Source organism: Streptomyces sp. AC627_RSS907 (assembly GCF_019049165.1).
The window spans coordinates 98040-118309 of the sequence record NZ_JAGMUE010000280.1 but is presented as its reverse complement, the minus strand read 5'-3'; the positions used below and the strand labels follow the sequence as shown (position 1 = coordinate 118309).

The following is a 20270-nucleotide window of genomic DNA, read 5'->3' as shown; positions in this document are numbered from 1 at the left end:
GGGAGAGCCCGTGTCCGCCACCCACCCCCCGCAGATCCCCGTCGCCGTGGTCGGCATCGGCGCCCTGGCCCCGGGCGCGACGACCACCACGGAGTTCTGGCGGAACGTACTCGCGGGCCGGGACCTGATCACCGACGTGCCCCCGTCACGCTGGCTCGTCGAGGACCACTACGACCCCGACCCCGCCGCGCCCGACAAGACCTACGCGCGCCGAGGGGCGTTCCTGCCCGAGGTCGGCTTCGACCCGCTGGCCTACGGCATCCCGCCCGCCGACCTCCCCGCCACCGACACCAGCCAGTTGCTCGCCCTGATGGTGGCCGACCAGGCCCTCACCGACGCCGGCGGACTGTCGGGTGTGGACCGCGAAAGGGTCGGCGTCGTCCTCGGCGCGGCCTCGCTGGAGCTGCTGAGCCACATGCAGGGGCGGACACAACGCCCGGTGTGGCTGAAGGCGTTGCGCGAGAACGGTGTCCCGGAAGCCGAGGCGCAGGCAGTGTGCGACACCATCCTGGACCACTACACGCCCTGGCAGGAGTCGACCTTCCCCGGGCTCCTGGGGAACGTCGTCGCGGGACGCATCGCCGGCAGGTTCGACCTGCACGGCACCAACCACACCACCGACGCCGCGTGCGCCAGCTCGTTCGCCGCCCTGTCGACCGCCGTCGCGGAACTCTCGCTGGGCCGCGCCGACCTGGTCCTCAGCGGTGGTGTCGACACCCTGAACGACATCGGGATGTTCCTGTGTTTCTCGAAGACGCCCGCGCTGTCGCCCACCGGGGACTGCCGGCCCTTCTCCCACCAGGCCGACGGCACGATGCTCGGTGAGGCCGTCGTGATGTACGCGCTCAAGCGGCTGTCCGACGCGGAACGTGACGGCGACCGGATCCACGCGGTGATCCGGGGGATCGGCAGCTCGTCCGACGGCAGGGGGACGGCGATCTACGCGCCCCTGCCCGAGGGCCAGGCACGGGCGCTGCGACGCGCGTACGAGCAGGCGGGCTACGACCCCGGCACCGTGGAACTGGTCGAGGCACACGGCACCGGTACGAAGGCGGGGGACGCCGCCGAACTCGCCGCGCTGCGCACCGTGTTCGAGGAGAGCGGGCGTACGGACCGTCAGTGGTGCGCGATCGGCTCGGTGAAGTCGCAGATCGGTCACACCAAGTGTGCCGCGGGTGCCGCCGGACTCCTCAAGGCGGTCATGGCCCTGCACCACAAGGTCCTGCCGCCTACCATCAAGGTCGAGCGCCCCCATCCCGCGCTGCGGTCGCGGGACAGCCCGTTCTACGTCAACACCGAGACCCGGCCGTGGGTACGGGCACCCGGCCACCCCCGCCGGGCCTCGGTGTCCAGCTTCGGCTTCGGCGGCAGCAACTTCCACGTCACCCTGGAGGAGTACGTGCCGTCCCCGGGGGCCGGCCGCCAGGCGTGGCGCAGCCGGAGCGCGCCCACGGAACTCGTCCTGTTCAGCGCCCCCTCGCCGACTGCCCTGCTGGCGCGGACCCTGGACGGGGACCGCCCGCTCACGGAGGTCGCGAGGGAGAGCCAGGCCGGGTTCGGACCCGCCGACGAGGTGCGCCTGGCCGTCCTGGCCACCGACACCGACGACCTGCGCGACAGGTTCGCGCAGGCAGCCGAGGCCATCAGGCGGCGGCCGCACACCCCGTTCTCCACCCCGGGCGGGGTGCACTACGGCACCGGAACTCCCGGCCTCGGCAAGGTGGCCTTCCTCTTTCCCGGGCAGGGCGCCCAGTACGTCGGCATGGGGGCGGGCCTCGCCCTGCTCGCCCCCGCCGCGCAGACGGTCTGGGACCGCCTGGCAAGCGTCCGGTTCGAGGGGCGCACCCTGCACAGCGTGGTCTTCCCCCCTCCCGGCTTCACCGACGAGGAACGGGACGCCCGAACCGCCCTGCTGAACGCCACCGAATGGGCGCAGCCGGCGCTCGCCGTGCACAGTCTGGCCCTTCTCGAGGTGGTGCGCGGCCTCGGGCTGAGGCCCGACTGCGTGGCAGGCCACAGCTTCGGCGAACTGGTGGCCCTGCACGCGGCCGGAGCCCTGGACGCCGAAACCCTGGTCGCGCTCGCCCGCAGGAGGGGCGAGTTGATGCGCGCGGCGGCCGGCACACCCGGGGCCATGCTGGCGGTGGCCGCGAGCCCGGAGCGAGTGACGGCCGTCCTTGCCGAAGCGGGCGTGCGAAGCGTATGGCCGGCGAACCACAACGCGCCGGACCAGGTCGTGGTCTCCGGCGAGAGGGCGGCGATCGAGGCCGCCGAGCGGGAACTGGACGCCGGAGGCATCCCCCATCGCAGGCTGGAGACCGCGCACGCCTTCCACAGCCCGCTGGTCGCCTCGGCGACCGGCCCGCTGTCGGACTTCCTGTGTGACCTGACCGTCACGGCGCCCGTGATCGATGTGTACGGCAACGCGGACGCGGCGCCGTACCCGGGGGACCCCGACGAGGTGCGCCGACGGATCGCCGAGCACCTGGCCTCGCCCGTGCTGTTCAGCGAGCAGGTCGAGGCGATGTACGCCGCGGGAGTGCGGACGTTCGTCGAGATCGGCGCCGGGTCCGCACTCACCGGCCTGGTCGGGCGGATCCTCGGTGCACGCGCCCACGTGGCGGTGGCCCTGGACCGCCGGGGACACGACGCAGCCGACACCCTGCACGACGCGCTCGGCAGACTGGCCGCGCACGGTGCGCAGGTGGACCACGGCTTCCTCTGGACGCCGTACGGACCGTCAGGGACAGCAGCGAAGGAGCGCGAGCCGCGCATGACCGTGCAGATCAGCGGTGCCAACTACGGTCAGCCCTATCCCCCCGAGGGAGGGGCTGCCGAACTGCCGCCACCGAACCCGCCCCGCGGCCTGCCGGTGCCGGCGGCTGCCGTGACGCCCGCACCGGCCCCGGCGCCCGCAGCATCCGCGACGCCCGCACCGGTCCCTTCGCCCGCGCCGGCCGCCGAGCCCGTACCCGTACCCGAGTCGACCGATGCGGCCCTGCCGGCCGATCCCCACTGGCCGGCCCTGGTCGAGAACGTGCAGCGTCAGGCGGCGGAGGCCCACGCGGCCTGTCACCGCATGCTGGTCGACAGCCACATGGCGTTCCTGAGGATGACCGAGACGACCCTGGCCGCGATCCTGGGTGCGCCGCGTGAGGCCGATCCGGCACCGCCTCCGCCGCTCCCGTCGCCTCCGGCCGCCCCGGCACCGCAGACCGCGTCCATGCCGCCCGTCCCCGGTCCCGTTCCAGGTCCCGTTCCCCGGACGTCCGCCCCGGCTCCCGGCCCCCGGCCCCCCGCACCGACCGCGGCGCCCGTCGTACCGCCCGCCCGCGCGCCCGAACCCCCGCCGGCTCCGGCCCGCTCCGACACGCCGCAGGCCGCGACCCCGGAGCGGCTCGAGGAACTGCTGCTCTCCGTGGTCGCCGAGCGCACCGGATACCCGGTCTCCATGCTCAACGCGGACATGTCGCTCGAGACGGACCTCGGCGTCGACTCCATCAAGCGCGTGGAGATCCTCTCCGCCGTTCGGCAGCGGGTGGGCGACCTGCCGGCCGGGGACGCCGCCGCGCTCGGCGGACTCGGTACCCTGCGCGAGATCGTCGACGCCCTCACCGAGGCCGCCGCTCCCGGTGCCGGGCGGTCCGCCCCGCCCGAGGGCGCCGCAGCGAGCCGGGAACCGGCGGATGCGGTGGAACTGCGGCGGTTGGCCCTGCGAACGGTGCACGCGCCCGCGCCGGGCCTGGAGACGGCGGGACTCGCTGACGGACCCGTTTCGGTGGTCTCAGGCCCCTCCCAGGTCGCCGCTCTGGTCGCCGGGAAACTGACCGGCCGGGGAGTGCCGGCCGAAGCCGCCACCGGGGTCGCGGACGGCGCACGCGCCGTCGTGTACCTCGGCGGTCTGACCGACATCGGCTCGCCCGAGGAGGCCGGGCGGATCCTGCGGGAGGCGTTCCGCACAGCGCGTTCGGTCGCGCCGCGCATGGAGGCCGCCGGCGGTGCGTTCGTGACCGTGCAGGACACGGGAGGTGACTTCGGGCTCGACGGCAGGCAGCCCGCCCGCGCGTGGCTCGGCGGCCTCGCCGCCCTGGCCCGGACCGCGGCGAGGGAGTGGCCGGCCGCATGCGTCAGGGCGATCGACTGCGAGCGCGGCGGCCGGGACGCCGAGGCGGTCGCCGAGGCGATCGTGGAAGAGCTGCTGGCAGGCGGACCGGCACCGGAGGCCGGCCTGCGTGCGGACGGCACCCGTCTCGTTCCGTACGCCGTCGCGGCCCCGTTGGAGCAAGCGGCACCGGTACAGCACGCGGCACCACAGCACGCGGCACCGTCGGAGCCGGGCACGGCGACGGGGGCCGGGCCGGAGTCGGGGATCGGGCCGGAGTCGGTGATCGTGGTCACCGGGGGCGCGCGGGGGGTGACCGCGGCCGCCCTGCTGGACCTCGCCAGGACCCACCGGCCCCGGATCGCCCTGCTGGGCCGCACGGAACTGGCGGTGGAGCCCGCCGGCGCGGCCGCGGCCACCGACGAGGCCGCACTCGTGCGGGTACTCGGCGAGCAACGCGCCGAAGGCACCGGTCCCGCCGAGATCAGCGCCAGGGCGCGGGCGATCCTGGCCGCGCGTGAGGTCCGGGCGACGCTCGCCGAGCTGGAGGACGCGGGCTCCCCGGTCCGGTACCTGCCGGTGGACATCAGGGACGGCGAGGCCCTCGCGGGCGCGTTGCGCGAGGTACGCGGGGCCTGGGGCCCCGTCACCGGGATCGTGCACGGTGCCGGAGTACTGGCCGACAAGCGGATCCGCGACAAGACGGACGAGCAGTTCGACCGGGTGCTGTCCACCAAGGTCGACGGCCTGCGCGCGCTGCTCGCGGCGACGGCCGACGACCCGGTCGAGACGATCTGCCTGTTCTCCTCGGTGGCCGGCCTCTTCGGCAACGCGGGGCAGAGCGACTACGCCATGGCCAACCGCGTACTCGACCACGTGGCGTCGGCCGAGCGCGCCGGGCGACCGGACTGCCGGGTGCGCTCCATCGCCTGGGGACCCTGGCGCGGCGGGATGGTGACCCCGGCGCTGGCCGAGCACTTCGGCCGGTCGGGCATCGCGCTGATCCCCGTCGAGCGGGGCTCCGCCGCGTTCACCGCCGAACTCGGCGCACCGTCCCGCGACACCCGCGTCGCCCTGGTCGCCGGTGACGGGGACGGGCTGCCGGACGGCGCGGGCGACCCGCCCCCCGCCCACGTCCGGATCACCTCCACCACACACCCCTACCTGGCCGACCACCGCGTCACCGGGGACCCGGTCCTGCCCCTGGCCCTGGCCCTGGAGTGGTTCGCCGCCGCGGCCGCGGCGTGGCGCCCCACCACCGGCGCCCCGGTCCTGCGCGACGTGCGGGTGCTCGACAAGATCACCCTCCCGCGGCTGGCCCGTGAGGGGCACCGGCTCACCGTGCACGGACACCGCAGGGTCATCGGCCCCCCGTCGGACCTGGAGGCGGAACTGCGTGACGAGGACGGCGTGCCGCACTACCGCGCCGTCCTGGACTTCGAGGCGGCACCGTCGCGACAGGAGCCGTGGGACGGCCCCGGGGAAACGGACATGACGGACCGCCCCGTGCCCTACGGCGGCCGGACCCTCTTCCACGGGCCGCGGTTCCACGCACTGCGCGCCCTCCGGGGCGTCGGGGCCCACGGAGCCGAAGCGGCCCTCGCGGGCGTCACCGGGCTGGGCTGGTGCGGCGGCCACTGGCAGACCGACCCGGCCGCGGTGGACGGCGCGCTGCAACTCGCCCTGGTGTGGACGGAACACGTCCTGGCGGACGCTGCCCTGCCGATGGCCGTCGCGGAGTGCCGCATCCACCGGCGCGGCCCCGCTCCGGACAGCCTGCGGGGCGTGCTGCGGGCCCGGAAGGTGCACGACACCGGCGCACGGTGCGACGTGGCCCTCGTCGACCCGGACGGCGCCCTGCGCGCGGAACTGCTCGGGGTGGAGCTCGTACGACGCCCCGACTGAACGAGCGTGCCCGTGACCCCGGCCATCCGTACGCGTGCGACGCGTGGAGTGGAGCAGCGTGGAATTCGAACCGATCGCCGTCGTCGGACGGGGCTGTGTACTGCCCGACGCGCTGGACCCGGACACCTTCTGGGACAACATCCGCGCACGGCGTTGCAGCCTGTCGGCGGTCCCCGACGGACGGTGGCGGCTGCCCCACCGCTGGGCCGTGGGGACCGTCGACGACCACCGCGACCGCACCTGGACCGACATCGGCGGCTACGTCCGGGGGTTCGAACCGGTCTTCGACCCGGAGGGGTTCCTCGTCCCCCCGGAACGGCTCCTGACCCTGGATCCGCTCTTCCACTGGGTACTGCACGGCGCCCGGCAGGCACTGGGGGAGGCCCGGTACGACGGACCCCGCGAGCGGGCCGGCCTGGTGCTGGGAACCCTCTCCTACCCCACGAGCGCAGGGTCGGCCTACGCCGAACACGTGTGGCTGTCCGCCCAGGAACCGCACGTGCGGGACGCCCTGCTGACCGGCACCCGCCGTGTGCGCCCCGACGCGCGCAACCGCTTCTCCTCCGGACTGCCCGCCCACCTCGCGGCGAAGGCCCTCGGACTCGGCGCGGGGGCCTTCGCGCTCGACGCCGCCTGCGCCTCCTCGCTGTACGCGATCAAACTCGCGTGCGACCGCCTGCACGACGACACGGCCGACATGATGCTCGCCGGCGCGGTGAACCGCGTCGACAACCTGTTCCTGCACGTGGGGTTCTGCGGCCTGTCCGCGGTGAGCAGGTCCGGACGCAGCCGACCCTTCCACCGGGACGCCGACGGGCTGCTGCACGGCGAGGGCGCGGGGTTCGTGGCCCTGATGCGGCTGCCCGACGCACTGGCGGCCGGGGCGCCCGTCCTCGGGGTGATCCGGGGCATCGGGCTGTCCAACGACGGACGGGGCCGCGGCCTGCTCAGCCCGGCCCAGGAGGGCCAGGAACGGGCGATGCGGCTGGCGTACTCCGCGGCGGGCATCGCGCCGGAGACGGTCTCGCTCGTCGAGTGCCACGCCACCGGAACCCCGCTCGGGGACGCCGTGGAGGCCCGGAGCACGGCGCGGACCTTCGCGGCGTCCCACGACGTCCCCATCGGCTCGGTGAAGTCCAACATCGGTCACCTGCTGGCCTGTGCGGGGGTGAGCGGGCTGCTCAAGGTGCTCGGGGCGATGCGCGCGGGCATCCGTCCCGCGACACTCGGCGCCGACCGGCCCCTCGCCGACCTCGAGGGCACACCGCTGCGGGTGCTGAGCGAGCCGGAGCCGTGGCCGGGGACCCGCAGGGCCGCCGTCAGCGCCTTCGGTTTCGGCGGCACCAACGCCCATCTGATCGTCGACGCCTGGGAGGGGGACACGGGAGCACACGGCGGTGGTGCGCCCGGCCCGTTCCGCGCGGCCCGGCATGTCGCCCCGGCATCCGGCGCCCCGGCGGCGGACGTCCCGGTCGCGATCGTGGCCGTCGGCGCGCGCGTCGGCGACGGGGCCGACACCGAGGCCTTCCGCCGCGCGGTCCTCGACGGCGAGCGGTGCGGTCCCCTCAGGGGGGTCGGCGTGTCGCTGCCGGACCTGTGTTTTCCACCGGTGGCGCTGCAGAGCACCTCGCCCCACCAACTCCTGGTGCTGGAAGCCGCGCGCGACGCCGTGCGGGGGGTGTCCCTGCCCCGCGAGCGGACCATGGTGCTCATCGGGACGGGAGTGGACCCCGAGGTGGCACGCGGCGGCGCGCGCTGGAGGCTGCCGCACTGGGTGGAGCAGTCCGGGTGCGACGCCGAAGCCGGCCTTGTGGCGAGCGCCCAGGACGCCTTCGTCTCCTCCATGGGAGCCGAGCGGGTGGTCGGCACCTTTCCCAACCTCGTGGCCAACCGGATCAACACCCAACTCGACCTGGCCGGGCCCGGCTTCGCGGTGTCGGCGGAGGAGGCGTCCGGCGTGGTGGCGCTCGCCCTCGCGGCCCGGGCCATCAGGGCGGGCGAGGCCGATGCCGCCCTGGTCGGCGCGACCGATCTGTCCCGCGGCGCGGTGCACCGCACCGCCCTGCGCGAACTCGGCCGCGAGACCGGAACCGGGGACGCGGCCGTCGTCCTGGTGCTGAAACCCCTCACCACCGCCCGCCGGGACGGCGACACGGTGATCGCCCTCCTCGACGAGGAGGGCGAGGACGAGGCGGACCTGCTGGTCGGGGACGAGACGGACCTGCTGGTCGGGGACGGCGAGGCGGCCACGGTCGACCCGGCGTCGGTCTTCGGCCGGGTCCACGCCGCTCAGGGGCTGCTGTCCGTCGCCGTCGCGGCGACCGCCCTGCTGTACCGCGCGGTGCCCCGCCCGGGAGAACCCGCCCAGCCGCGCGCCGGCCTGCGCACCGCCCAGGCGGTCGTCACCCCGCTGGAGGCCCCCACCGTGTGCGTTCGGATGCGGGCCGGCGACTCCCTGCCCAGGGTCCGGCCGGCCGTGCCGCGGCTGCACGTCTTCTCCGGGAGCGACCGGCGGGAGGTGCTGGCCGCGCTGGACCGGGGAGCGGAGTCCTGGGACGGTCCCGCCCGCCTGGCACTGGTCGTCGAGGGCGACGCCGGGCTCCGCGCGGGCGTGGAGGGTGCCCGCCGCTGGCTCGCCGACGGCGGGGTCAGGCCCGGCGGCGTGCTGTACCGGGACGCGCCGGTGGTCGGAGAGACCGCGTTCGTGTACACCAACGGTTCGGCCGCGTACCCCGGCATGGGGCGTGAGGTGATGCTCGCCCTCCCGTCACTCGGTGCGGCCGTCCTGGCCGGGCACGGGGCCGTCGCCGAGTCCGTCGACCCCGGCCCTGACCCGACGACGCTCGAACGGATCAGGAGCGCGGCCCGGCTCGCCACGGTCCACACCGAGCTGTGCCGCGGCCTGCTCGGTCTGCGGCCGGACGCCGCCCTCGGGTACTCCTCCGGTGAGACCGCCGCCCTGGTCGCGCTCGGAGCCTGGCCGGACGCCGAGGGCCTGTACGTGGCCGCCCGGGAGAGCGGCCTGTTCACCAGGGAGCTGACCGGAGAACTGCGCGCGGTGCAGCGGGCCTGGAAACGCGCCGGTGTGAGCGGGACCCGGTGGACGAGTTACCTGGTGACCGCGCCCCTCGAACGTGTCGGGGAAGAGATCGCGAAGCAGCCGGCCGTTCACCTGATGGCGCTCAACGCACCCGGCATCTGCGTCGTCGGCGGGGAGTCACGGGCGTGCGCGGCCGTGGTGGACCGGCTCGGGGCCGGAAACGCCATCGTGATCGACTACGACCTCGCCGCCCACGCACCGGAACTGGCGGAGGTCCGCGAGGAGTGGAGGAACCTCCATCTGCGGCCCACCGTCGCGGTGCCCGGGGTGCGGTTCTACAGCGAGGCCGACCAGCGGGCGTACCTCCCGACGGCCGAACGGGCCGCCGAGGCGATCACCGCCCAGGGCCTCGGCACGATCGACTTCGCCGGCACGGTGGAACGGGCCTGGGCCGACGGGGTCCGCATCTTCGTGGAGCAGGGACCGCGCGGGCTGTGCACCGGGTGGATCAAACGGGTGCTCGGCGACCGTGAGCACGTGGCCGTCGCCCTGGACGCCGCGGACGGCAGGGGCCTGCGGCAACTGTGCCTGGCCGTGGCCGAACTCGTGGTCGCCGGCGTACCCGTGCGGGCCGAGGCACTCTTCGCCGAACTGGGGCGAGCTCCGCAGGCGGAAGCGCCGACCGGTCCGACGCTGGAGGTACCGGTCCTGGGGGAGCCCCGGCTGCCCTCCTCACTCGGCCGGCCCGCGGCGCCCCTGCCCCGGGCTCCCCGGCTGGCTCCCGTGCCGATGCCGGAAGCCGGCCCGCCCGGCCCGGAAACCGCCCCGCCGGCCGTTGTCGTACCCCGCGCGGGGGAGGAGCAGGGCCCGGTGCCCGTGGACCGGCGCGCCCTGGCCGCCCGGCACGCCCTGCGTGTGACGGCCCTCCACCGCGAGGTCATGGCCGGGCAGGCGGAGCTCCACCGACGTTTCCTGCGGGTCACCGAGCAGGCTGTCGCCGCTCTGGGGCGTGCCGCACCGGCGGCCGTCACCCACCCCGCACAGCCGCCGGACGCGCCGCGCACCCGGCGGGTGGCGCCGCCGGACGCTCTCGCCGCTCCCGAGCCGCGCCGGTCACCACCGGTCCCCCGGCCCGGACCCAGGTTCGACCGGGCCCAGTTGGAACACCTCGCGTCGGGGCGGATCTCCGACCTCTTCGGACCGAGGTTCGCCGCGCAGGACACGTACGCGGTGCAGACCCGGATGCCCGAGCCGCCGATGCTGCTGGCCGACCGCGTCACCGGTATCGAGGCCGAACCGGCGGCACTGCTCACCCCCGACCCGGCGAACCACCAGGGCACGATCTGGACGGAGACCGACGTCCGCCTCGACAGCTGGTACCTCGACGCCACCGGGCGGATGCCCTGCGGCCTGATGGTCGAGGCGGGCCAGGCGGACCTCCTGCTCATCAGCTGGCTCGGCATCGACCTGCTGACCCGGGGCGAGCGGGTCTACCGGCTGCTCGGCTGCGAACTGACGTACCACGGAAGCCCTCCTCGCGCCGGAGAGACGCTGTGCTACGAGATCCACATCGACGGACACGCCGAGCACGACGGCGTCCGGCTGTTCTTCTTCCACTACGACTGCCGCGTCGACGGAGAGCTCCGGCTCAGCGTCCGCAAGGGACAGGCGGGGTTCTTCACCCCGGCGGAACTCGGCCGGAGCGCCGGAGTACAGGGCGACCCCGCCGACGACCCGCCCGGCCCCGACCTCCCCGCCGACCCTCCCGCCGTCCGGTGCGCGTACGAAGCCTTCAGCGCGGACCAGGTGCGGGCCTTCTCACAGGGGCGGCCCGCGGACTGCTTCGGGCCCGGATGGGAGCGGGCCGCGGCCCATGTGCGGTCGCCGCGCATCGACGACGGGTGGCTGCGGCTGCTCCACGAGGTCACCGCGTTCGACCCGGCGGGCGGGCCGTGGGGCCGCGGCTACCTGCGTGCGGAGACTCCCGTCGCGCGGGACGACTGGTTCTTCGCCGGACACTTCAGGAACGATCCCTGTATGCCGGGAACCCTGATGCTCCAGGGCGGCATGCAGGCCATGGCCTTCTACCTGGCCGCCATGGGCTTCACCGTCGGCAGGGACGGCTGGCGCTTCGAGCCGGTCGACGGTGCCCCCAGCACGGCGGAGTGCCGGGGGCAGGCCACTGTGAGCAGCCGGCGGATCGTGTACGAGGTGTTCGTGCGCGGGGTGTCGGCCGGGCCGGTGCCGACCCTGTACGCCGACGTGCTGGGCACCGTCGACGGGTGCCGGGCCTTCCACGGCCGGCACGTCGGCCTCCGGCTGGTGCCGGACTGGCCGCTGACGCACTGGCGCCTGCTCGGCCCGCCGGCCCGGCAGACCAGCGGCACCCCGGTGCCGGCCGCCTCGCTCGGGGGTCTGGTGGGCCACCTGGAGCCCACGGCGGTGGCGGTGGTGGACGGCTTCGCGTTCGACTACGCCTCGTTGCTCGCGTGCGCGTGGGGCAGGCCCAGTGAGGCGTTCGGTCCGTCCTACGAGCGCTTCGACGGCACGCGCAGGAGCGCACGTCTGCCCGGCCCTCCCTACCACTTCATGAGCCGTGTCGTCGCGGTGGAGGGGCCGCCGAACGGCATGCGGGAGGGCAGCGGTGTGGTCGCCGAATACGACGTCCCCGACCACGCCTGGTACTTCGAGGAGAACGACGGCAGGACGATGCCGTTCGCCGTTCTCATGGAGATCGCCCTGCAACCGTGCGGTTGGCTCGCCACTTACGTGGGCAGCGCCCTGACCAGCGATGTCGATCTGCTGTTCCGCAATCTCGACGGCTGTGGAACCGTCTCCGGTGAGATCACCCCCGCCACGAGGACGGTGCGGACCCACGCCGGGCTGACCGGCATCTCGCGCGTGGGCGACATGATCATCGAGTCGTTCTCGGTCCGTTGCTCCGCGGACGGCCGGCAGGTCTTCGAGCTCTCGACGGTCTTCGGGTTCTTCCCGCACTCGGCCTTCGAGCTCCAGACGGGGCTCCCGGTCTCGACGGCCGACCGGACGGGGCTCACCGCTGCGTGCGACCACCTGGTCGACCTCACGACGCGTCCGGGGCCGTATTTCGAGGGCCCGGGGCGTCTGCCGGGCCCCATGCTGTTGATGCTCGACAGGATCACGGGCTACTGGCCGGACGCGGGCAGCGCGGGGCTCGGCCGGCTGCGGTCGGAGAAGGACGTGGACGCCGGGGAGTGGTTCTTCAAGGCGCACTTCTTCCAGGACCCGGTGCAGCCGGGGTCCCTCGGCATCGAGGCGATGTGCCGGCTCCTGCAGTACTACATGATCGAACGCGGCCTGACCGACGGAATCTCCTCTCCCCGGTTCGAGCCGGTGATGACGGGTCAGGAGGTGACGTGGAAGTACCGGGGCCAGATCACTCCGGAGACCCGGTTGATCAGAGTGCTCATGGAGATCCTGGACACCGGTGAGGACGCGGGAGGACGGTGGGCCACCGCGGAGGCGACGCTGTGGGGCGACGACACCTGCGTGTACCGCGCTCACGGCATCGGTATGCGGGTACTCCGAACGCCGCACGACGAGGTGTGAGAGCGGGGGACCGCCGGTCGCCCCCTCAGCCGAGCGTGAAGCGCACCGGTGTCCCGACCGCGGCCTGGGCCGCCGCCGCCAGGGCGGGTTCCGCCACGACCGCGACGACGGGGTAGCCGCCGGTCGTCGGGTGGTCGTGCAGGAAGATCACGGGGCGTCCGTCCGGCGGAACCTGCACGGCGCCCAGGACGATGCCCTCGCTGGGCAGTTCGCCCGTCGAGGCCCGTTCCAGCGGCGGCCCCTCGGTACGCAGGCCGATGCGGTTGCTGTGCGGGGAGACACGGTATGTGGCCGAGGTGAGGGTGCGCAGGGCGGCCGGGGTGAACCAGTCGGCGCGGGGGCCCAGGTGTACCGGCAGCACCAGTTCGGCGGGCGGCCCGGGCCAGGGCGCGGCGACGGGCAGCGCCACCGGCGGTGCGGGGGTGCCCACGGGGACGACGTCCCCGTCGCGCAGGGGCTGCGGGCCCAGGCCCGAGAGCAGGTCCGTCGAGCGGCTGCCGAGGACGGGTTCGGCGGCGATGCCGCCTGCCACCGCCACGTACGAGCGCACGCCCGCGGTCGCCGGCCCCACCTCCAGGACCGCCCCCGCGGGCACCCGCACCGGGGCGCCCCAGGCCGCCGGCCGCCCGTCCACGGTGACCGGGCAGTGCGCACCGCCGACCACGGTGGTGACGGCGCGGTCGGGCCGGAGGGCGCAGCCGGTCAGCGTGGTCTCCAGCACGGCGGCGTCCGGGTCGTTGCCGAGCAGCCGGTTGGCTAGCCGCATCGCGGGCGCGTCCAGGGCCCCGGAACGGGGCACGCCCAGGTGGGCATGGCCGCGCCGGCCCGAGTCCTGCACCGTGGTGAGCGCGCCGGAGCGCACGGCCGTGAGCTTGGCCGTCATCCCGTCACCCCCGTGGGGCCGTCGTCGGCTGTGAGGAATCGCACGCGGGTCCCCGGTGTGAGGAGCGCCGCGCGTTCCCGCGAGGTGTCCCACAGCGGACCCGGGTCCGGCATGGTGCCGATCAGTTGCCAGCCGCCCGGTGTGGCGCGCGGGTAGACAGCGCTGTACGGGCCGGCGAGGGCGACCGCACCGGCCGGAACCCGGGTCCTGGGCGTGGCCCTGCGGGGCACGTGCAGCTCCGGGGGCAGCCCGGTGAGGTAGCCGAATCCGGGTGCGAATCCGCAGAACGCGACACGGTAGGTGAAGGACGAGTGGCGCGCGGCGACCTCTTCCGGGGCGACTCCCCACAGCGCCGCCACGTCGGCGAGGTCCGGTCCGTCGTAGCGCACGGCGATCTCCACGAGGTCCCCGTCGTCGTCGGCGCTGCGCGGCACCTCCCAGCCGGTGAGCGTGCGGGCCAGCGCCTGCGGGTCCGCCACCCCGTCCAGCAGGACGGTCCGCGCCCCCGGCACGATCTCTTCGACGGGCGGCAGCGCACCGGTGGCCCGCCGGCGCAGCAGTTCGGCGTGGAAGGCCGCGGTGCGCTCGGCGTCGGGCAGTTCGACGAGGAGCGCGTGGCGGCCGGCGCGACGCGTCGTGAGGGGCGGGCTCCCCGTCATGCGAACGCCCCGATCCCGACCCCGGACGTCTCCAGTGCCTCGCGCACCCGCGCCGCGATCCTGGCCGCGTTCGGCGTGTCGCCGTGCACGCACAGGGACCGGGCGGCGACCGCGACGGTCGTACCGTCCACGGCCTCGACCTCGCCCCGCACCGCGAACGCCAGCGCACGCCGTACCACCGTGTCCTCGTCCGTGATGACGGAGTCCGCCTCGCGGCGGGGAACGAGTGTGCCCCGCGCGGTGTAGGCGCGGTCCGCGAAGGCCTCGGGTACTCCGGGGAGTCCCGCCTCCCCGGCGGCGGTGAGCAGGTGCGAGCCGGGGAGGCCGAGCACGGGCAGGGCGCCGCCCGCGAGCCGTACGCCGGCCACGACGGCACGGGCCTGCTCGGCGTCGTGGACGGTCCGGTTGTAGAGCGCGCCGTGCGGTTTCACGTAGGCCACCTCGGCCCCGGCGGCCTCGGCGAACACCCTGAGCGCGCCGATCTGGTACGCCACCTCGGCCGCCAGTTCGCCGGCGGGCACGTCCATGGCGCGCCGTCCGAAGCCGGCCAGGTCCCGGTAGGACACCTGGGCCCCGATCCGCACCCCGCGCTCGGCGGCGAGGTCGCAGACGCGACGCATCACCGAGGGGTCGCCCGCGTGGAAGCCGCAGGCGACGTTGGCGCTGGTGACGACGGAGAGCAGGGCGTCGTCGTCGGTGAGGGTCCAGCGGCCGAAGCCTTCACCGAGATCTGCGTTGAGGTCGATCACTCCCTGAACGTAGACGATTGTTGAACGATCCGACAAGGGTCGACGGCCATCCGTGGCGGGCGTCGCGACATGCACCTCTTGTTAGATCGTTCAACGATAGTTAGTGTCCGTGCATCTGCCACGTATCTGGAGCTATGGTCCGGGGACCGCTGAAGTCACGGTTCCGCGGCTTCCGGATCCGTGCCCTGCCCCCTCATGCCTGAAGAAGGCCACCGAATGATCGTTCTCCTCGGTGTGGTCGTGGTGATCCTCGGATTCGTCACGCGCCGCAACCCCGTCCTCGTGGTGGGCGTCGCCGGTATCGTCACCGGACTGCTCGGCAAGATGAATCCGCTGGAGGTCCTCGCGGCCTTCGGCCGGTCCTTCGCCGACAGCCGCTCGGTCACCGTCTACGCCATCGTGCTCCCGGTGATCGGCCTGCTCGAGCGCTACGGCCTGCGCGAACAGGCACGCAACCTCATCGGCCGCCTGGGCAAGCTCAGCGCCGGCCGGTTCCTCACCGTCTACCTGCTGGTCCGGCAGGTCACCGCGGCCTTCGGCCTGAACAGCATCGGCGGCCCGGCGCAGACCGTGCGGCCCCTGGTGGCGCCCATGGCGGAGGCCGCCGCCGAACGCTCCACGGGCGCCAAGCTGCCCGACCGCCTGCGCGAGAAGGTGCGCTCCTACTCCGCGTCGGCCGACACCGTGGGCGTCTTCTTCGGCGAGGACTGCTTCATCGCGATCGGCTCCATCCTGCTCATCACCGGCTTCGTGAACTCCACGTACCACCAGGACATCGAACCGACCCAGCTCGCCCTGTGGGCGATCCCGCTCGCCGTCTGCGCCTTCCTCATCCACGGCGCCCGGCTGCTGCTCATGGACAGGCAACTGGAGCGTGAGATGGCGCTCGCCGCCGCCGAACACGACCTGCCGCTTCCCGAGGGGGCCGACAAGTGATCAAGGTCGAATGGCTGTACTGGCTGATAGGCCTCGTCTTCGTCGTCATGGCCGTGCAGATGGCCGCCGACCGCAGCAACCCCAAGCGGTGGACGTCCGCCGCGTTCTGGGGCCTGCTCGGACTCACCTTCCCCTACGGCACCGGCGTCGCCAACGCCACGGCCGGCAACGGCGACTGGACCCTGCCCGCCGAACCGCTCGGCGTGGCGGTCCTCGTCCTGATCGTGCTCGCCGGGTTCAACTTCCTCGGCAAGGGTGTCCCGGTCACCACCACCGCCGAGCAGCGCGAGGCCTCCGCCACCCGGCTCGGCAGCAGGATCTTCATCCCCGCACTGACGATTCCGCTCGTCGCGATCGTCTGTGCCTCCGTGCTGGACGAGTCCGGCCTCTTCGAGACCGGCAAGGCCACGCTGCTCGGGCTCGGCCTGGGATGTGTCGCCGCGCTCGTCGTCGGCATGCTGGTCACCGGTGAGAAGAAGCTCTCCGTCCCGATCCACTCCGGCCGCTCCATGCTGGAGGCGATGGGCTCCGCGCTGCTGCTGCCCCAGCTCCTGGCCGTACTGGGTTCGATCTTCGCCGCCGCCGGGGTGGGCACCCAGGTCGGCGACATCGTGAACAGGGTCCTGCCGGACGACTCCAAGTACCTCGCCGTCATCGCGTACTGCGTCGGCATGTTCCTGTTCACCGTCATCATGGGCAACGCCTTCGCCGCCTTCCCCGTGATGACCGCGGCGATCGGCTGGCCGGTGCTCATCCAGCAGATGCACGGCAACGAGCCCGCCGTCCTCGCGATCGGCATGCTGGCAGGTTTCGCCGGCACGCTCTGCACGCCGATGGCCGCCAACTTCAACATCGTCCCGGCCACCCTGCTCGAGCTCAAGGACCAGTACGGACCGATCAAGGCACAGCTGCCGACGGGGATCGCGCTGCTCGGATGCTGCACCGTCATCATGGCGCTGTTCGCCTTCTGAGCCGTGGTTCCGCCCCTCGCCCCGAACCGGCGCCCGCCCGACCCGCAAGGAACTCCCATGACCCGTGTCCTCATCACCGGCTTCGCCCCCTTCGGCGGCGAGCGAGTGAACCCGTCCTGGCAGGCGGCGTCCCTGGTGGCCGCCGAACCGCCCGCCGGACTCACGGTCACCGCCACCGAACTGCCCTGCGTCTTCGGCACGTCCCTCGCCACCCTGCGCGACGCCGTTCGCGCCGAATCCCCCGACCTGGTGATCTGCCTGGGCCAGGCGGGCGGACGCCCCGGCGTCACCGTCGAACGCGTCGCTCTCAACGTCGACGACGCGCGCATCCCCGACAACGCCGGCCGGCAGCCCATCGACGAACCGGTGGTCCCGGACGGCCCCGCCGCCTACTTCTCCACCCTGCCCGTCAAGGCCTGCGTCGCCGCGCTGCGCGAGGCCGGTGTCCCGGCCGCCGTCTCCAACACCGCCGGCACCTTCGTCTGCAACCACGTGGCCTACGGTCTCGGCCACCTCCTCGCCACCGAGTTCCCGCACGTACGGGGCGGTTTCGTGCACGTGCCCTGGGCACCCGAGCAGGTCCCCGACGGCACCGCGCCCTCCCTGCCGCCCGCCACCGTCGCCCACGGCCTGCGCGCCCTGCTGGCCACCGCCGCCCGCACACCGGCGGAGCGGGACCTGAAGGTCACCGAAGGAGCCACCCACTGATGCCGCTCAGCGACCACGCGGGCGCCTTCGCCGGGCTCGCCCTCGCCAACATCACCCGCGAGTACCCCAACTTCCCGGCCCACCTGATCACCTCTGCCGACGAGCGCCTCGAACCCCGCATCCTGCACCCCGCCTTCTACGGCGCCTACGACTGGCACTCCTCGGTCCACATGCACTGGCTGCTCGTCCGTCTGCTGCGCCGCCACGGCGGCACGCCCGCACTCCCGGACACCGGGCCGGCCACGGCCGTACTCGACCGGCACCTCACCCCCGGCAACCTCGCCGCCGAAGCCGCCTACCTCCGGGACCGCCCGTCCTTCGAGCGGCCCTACGGCTGGGCGTGGCTGCTCGCGCTCGCCGCCGAGTGCCGGGCCTTCCCCGGCGCGGCGGGCGCCCGCTGGGCCGGGGCCCTGACGCCGGCCGTCGCCACCGTGGACCGGCTGCTGGCGGAGTGGCTGCCCAAGGCCACGTATCCCGTACGCCACGGCAACCATCCCAACAGCGCCTTCGCGCTGAGCCTCGCACTCGACTCGGGAGAGCTGTCCGCCGCCACCGACCGGGCCGTCCGGGAACGACTGCTGGCCTGGTTCGCCGACGACCACGACGCGCCGGCGCACTGGGAACCGTCGGGACAGGACTTCCTGTCGCCGGCGCTGAGTGAGGCCGACGCGATGCGCAGGGTGCTCCCGAAGGACACGTTCGCGGCGTGGCTCGACCGCTTCCTGCCGGCGCTGGCATCCGGTGCCTCCTGTCCGCCGCTGGAGGTGCCGGTCGTCTCCGACCACGCCGACCCGCAGATCGGCCATCTGCTCGGTCTGACCCTCAGCCGGGCGGCGGCGCTGCGGTCCCTCGCGGACGCCCTGCCCGACGGTCCGGGCCGCAGCCGCCTGGACGAGGCGGCCGCGGCCCACCTCTCGGCGGGCCTGCCCGCCGTGGAGCGCGGCGACTTCACCACCGACCACTGGCTGGCGACCTTCGCCGCGCTGGCCCTCGACCCTGTGACCCACGGCTGACACGGCTCCTCACCGGCGTACCGGAGGGGTGGGTGCGGGCGACGGCGTCGCCCACGAGGCCGGAGGTGACCTGACGCAGCCGGGCTTCGCCACCGAGCACGGGCGCCGGGGCCGACGGCCCTCCGCCGGGGCCGTGGAGGGCGACCGGGCGTCCGGGACCGAGGGCGCGCAGGTCGTGCAGCGCGTCGGCGGCCGGGCGCGCGGATCCGTCGGGGTGCGCCGGAGGGCTCGCGCCGCGGCGGCACCGTGCTCGTCGGGGCGGGCGACGAGAGGCAGTTCCTCCACCAGGTCGACCAGTCGCGCGGCCTCGCACCCCATACGGCTCATCGACGCGTCGGCGTCGGCCCGCTCGGGCGTGCCGGTCCTCCGGTACAGCTCGGTGAAGCCATCGATGCCGGCCGGGACCACTGGTCCGCGCACCATGGACAGCCCGCCCCACTGCTGAGGGGAACCGACCTGCTGCTCGGTGACGCCGTGCTCGACCGCGTCACCGAGAGCGTGGTGCCCGGCACCGGTCCCGGACCCGGGAGCGAGACCGGGGGAAGGCGCCACGCGCGTCGTCCGCACGAATTCATGCTTCGTACACGCAGATGTCCTCGACGCGTCGGGCCGAGTGCACCCGAGAACATGATCTTGGTCGTCGTTACCCCCGCACGTCTCACGGACACGGAGTCGCACATGGACCGCAGATCCCTCCTCGCCGCCACCGGCGGCGCCCTGGTGACCGCCGCCGGCACCGCTCAGGCCCACGCCGCCCCGGCCGGTACGCCCGAGGCCCTCGGGCGGGGGCGCGGGCGGGACGTCGTACGGTTCAACGTCATCAGCGACATCCAGGGGGACCTGCGCGACTTCGGCCGGGCCCTGGACGACATGGCGGCGGTCAACCCGCGCAGCGCGGGCCTCGCCGTCGCGGGCGACATCACACCGCGCGGCTACGACTTCGAGTACGCGCAGGTCACCACCGAACTGGAGCGCCACTCCCACCCGTCCGAGGTGGCCTGGGCGATCGGCAACCACGAGTTCTACGTGCCGAAGTGGCGCGATCCCGACACCCTGTCGGAGGCGACCTGGCCCAACAACACCACCGAGGACTCCCTCTTCCGCAGCTTCTACCGTTTCGCCCGGCGCGGCAGTGTGCACGCCGAGATGTCCTTCGGCGGCATCCCCGTCCTCACCCTCGGTACCGAGCGCTACTCGCACTACCACGACCCGAAGCTCTGGGACGAGGTGTGGATCAGCGACGAGCAGTTCGCGTGGCTGGAGGACCGCCTGTGGCACTGGTCGCGGCGCCGCAAGCCGGTCATGGTGATCACCCACCACCCGCTGCCCAACACGGTCTCCGGCACCCGCAACAAGCTCTACTCGAGCGACTACCTCCAGGCCGACCGCCTCCTGGGCCTGCTCGGCCGTCACCCCGACGTCTTCCTCTTCTCCGGGCACACGCACTGGGACCTGGACCTCTCCGACTGGGTGGTGCGTCGCGTCGTACCCGGCACCGCGAACCTCAGCGGGTTCACCGTCGTGAACACGGGAGCGATCCAGACCGGATTCCGGGACGACGGCAAGGGCGGCGAGGTCGCCGTCAGCGGTTCCTTCAACCAGGGCCTCCAGGTCGAGGTGCACCGCGACGCGGTCGTCATCAAGGCCCGCGACTTCGCCCGCGGCGCCTGGCTGAAGGAGATCACCGTGCCGCTGGCGCGCTGAGAGGCCCGGCGG

Annotated in this window: 11 protein-coding genes; 7 read left to right on the top strand and 4 right to left on the bottom strand. The window is 73.9% G+C overall.

What is annotated here, in order from left to right; translation table 11 throughout:
* The first annotated feature begins 10 nt into the window (after positions 1–10).
* Together KUM32_RS33685 and KUM32_RS33680 are read left to right on the top strand one after the other, a co-directional pair.
* Positions 11–6007, top strand: a complete 5997-nt coding sequence (locus KUM32_RS33685) for a type I polyketide synthase (protein WP_217145720.1) — start codon at positions 11–13, stop codon at positions 6005–6007.
* Positions 6008–6065: 58 nt separating this feature from the next.
* Positions 6066–12635, top strand: coding sequence for a type I polyketide synthase (locus KUM32_RS33680; RefSeq protein ID WP_217145719.1), 6570 nt, complete (start codon positions 6066–6068; stop codon positions 12633–12635).
* A 25-nt stretch (positions 12636–12660) separates the two neighbouring features.
* Here KUM32_RS33680 and KUM32_RS33675 read toward each other — a convergent pair whose 3' ends face one another.
* From KUM32_RS33675 to KUM32_RS33665, 3 genes are read right to left on the bottom strand one after another with little or no spacing between them, the layout of a single operon-like run.
* The gene (locus KUM32_RS33675; protein ID WP_217145718.1) at positions 12661–13518 is read right to left on the bottom strand and encodes a biotin-dependent carboxyltransferase family protein; all 858 of its coding nucleotides are present in this window, start codon (positions 13516–13518) and stop codon (positions 12661–12663) included.
* Entirely contained in the window at positions 13515–14177 is a 663-nt protein-coding gene (locus tag KUM32_RS33670) for an allophanate hydrolase subunit 1 (RefSeq protein ID WP_217145717.1), read from the bottom strand. The genes KUM32_RS33675 and KUM32_RS33670 overlap by 4 nt, the downstream gene beginning before the upstream one ends.
* Positions 14174–14926: a LamB/YcsF family protein gene (locus KUM32_RS33665; RefSeq protein ID WP_217145716.1), complete on the bottom strand. Its 753-nt coding sequence runs from the start codon at positions 14924–14926 to the stop codon at positions 14174–14176. Before KUM32_RS33665 ends, KUM32_RS33670 begins: the two co-directional genes overlap by 4 nt.
* A gap of 216 nt (positions 14927–15142) precedes the next feature.
* Here KUM32_RS33665 and KUM32_RS33660 point away from each other — a divergent pair, with 216 nt between their 5' ends.
* Genes KUM32_RS33660 through KUM32_RS33645 form a run of 4 tightly spaced genes read left to right on the top strand, consistent with a single transcriptional unit; the run spans position 15143 to position 18554 of the window.
* The gene (locus KUM32_RS33660) at positions 15143–15862 is read left to right on the top strand and encodes a DUF969 domain-containing protein (RefSeq protein WP_217145715.1); all 720 of its coding nucleotides are present in this window, start codon (positions 15143–15145) and stop codon (positions 15860–15862) included.
* A complete protein-coding gene (locus tag KUM32_RS33655) occupies positions 15859–16833 on the top strand; it encodes a DUF979 domain-containing protein (protein ID WP_217145714.1) in 975 nt (324 codons plus the stop codon). Before KUM32_RS33660 ends, KUM32_RS33655 begins: the two co-directional genes overlap by 4 nt.
* Before the next feature lie 57 nt (positions 16834–16890).
* On the top strand, positions 16891–17541 hold the full coding sequence (gene pcp, locus KUM32_RS33650; RefSeq protein WP_217145713.1) for a pyroglutamyl-peptidase I: 651 nt from the start codon (positions 16891–16893) through the stop codon (positions 17539–17541).
* Positions 17541–18554 (top strand): DUF2891 domain-containing protein, encoded by a 1014-nt coding sequence (locus tag KUM32_RS33645; RefSeq protein WP_217145712.1) that lies wholly within the window; start codon positions 17541–17543, stop codon positions 18552–18554. The genes pcp and KUM32_RS33645 overlap by 1 nt, the downstream gene beginning before the upstream one ends.
* Before the next feature lie 9 nt (positions 18555–18563).
* Here the strand turns inward: KUM32_RS33645 and KUM32_RS33640 are convergent, their stop codons facing one another.
* Positions 18564–19121, bottom strand: coding sequence for a hypothetical protein (locus KUM32_RS33640; RefSeq protein WP_217145711.1), 558 nt, complete (start codon positions 19119–19121; stop codon positions 18564–18566).
* 111 nt (positions 19122–19232) lie between these two features.
* Between KUM32_RS33640 and KUM32_RS33635 the strand changes: the two genes are divergently transcribed.
* Positions 19233–20258, top strand: a complete 1026-nt coding sequence (locus KUM32_RS33635; protein WP_217145710.1) for a metallophosphoesterase — start codon at positions 19233–19235, stop codon at positions 20256–20258.
* Positions 20259–20270: the final 12 nt, after the last annotated feature.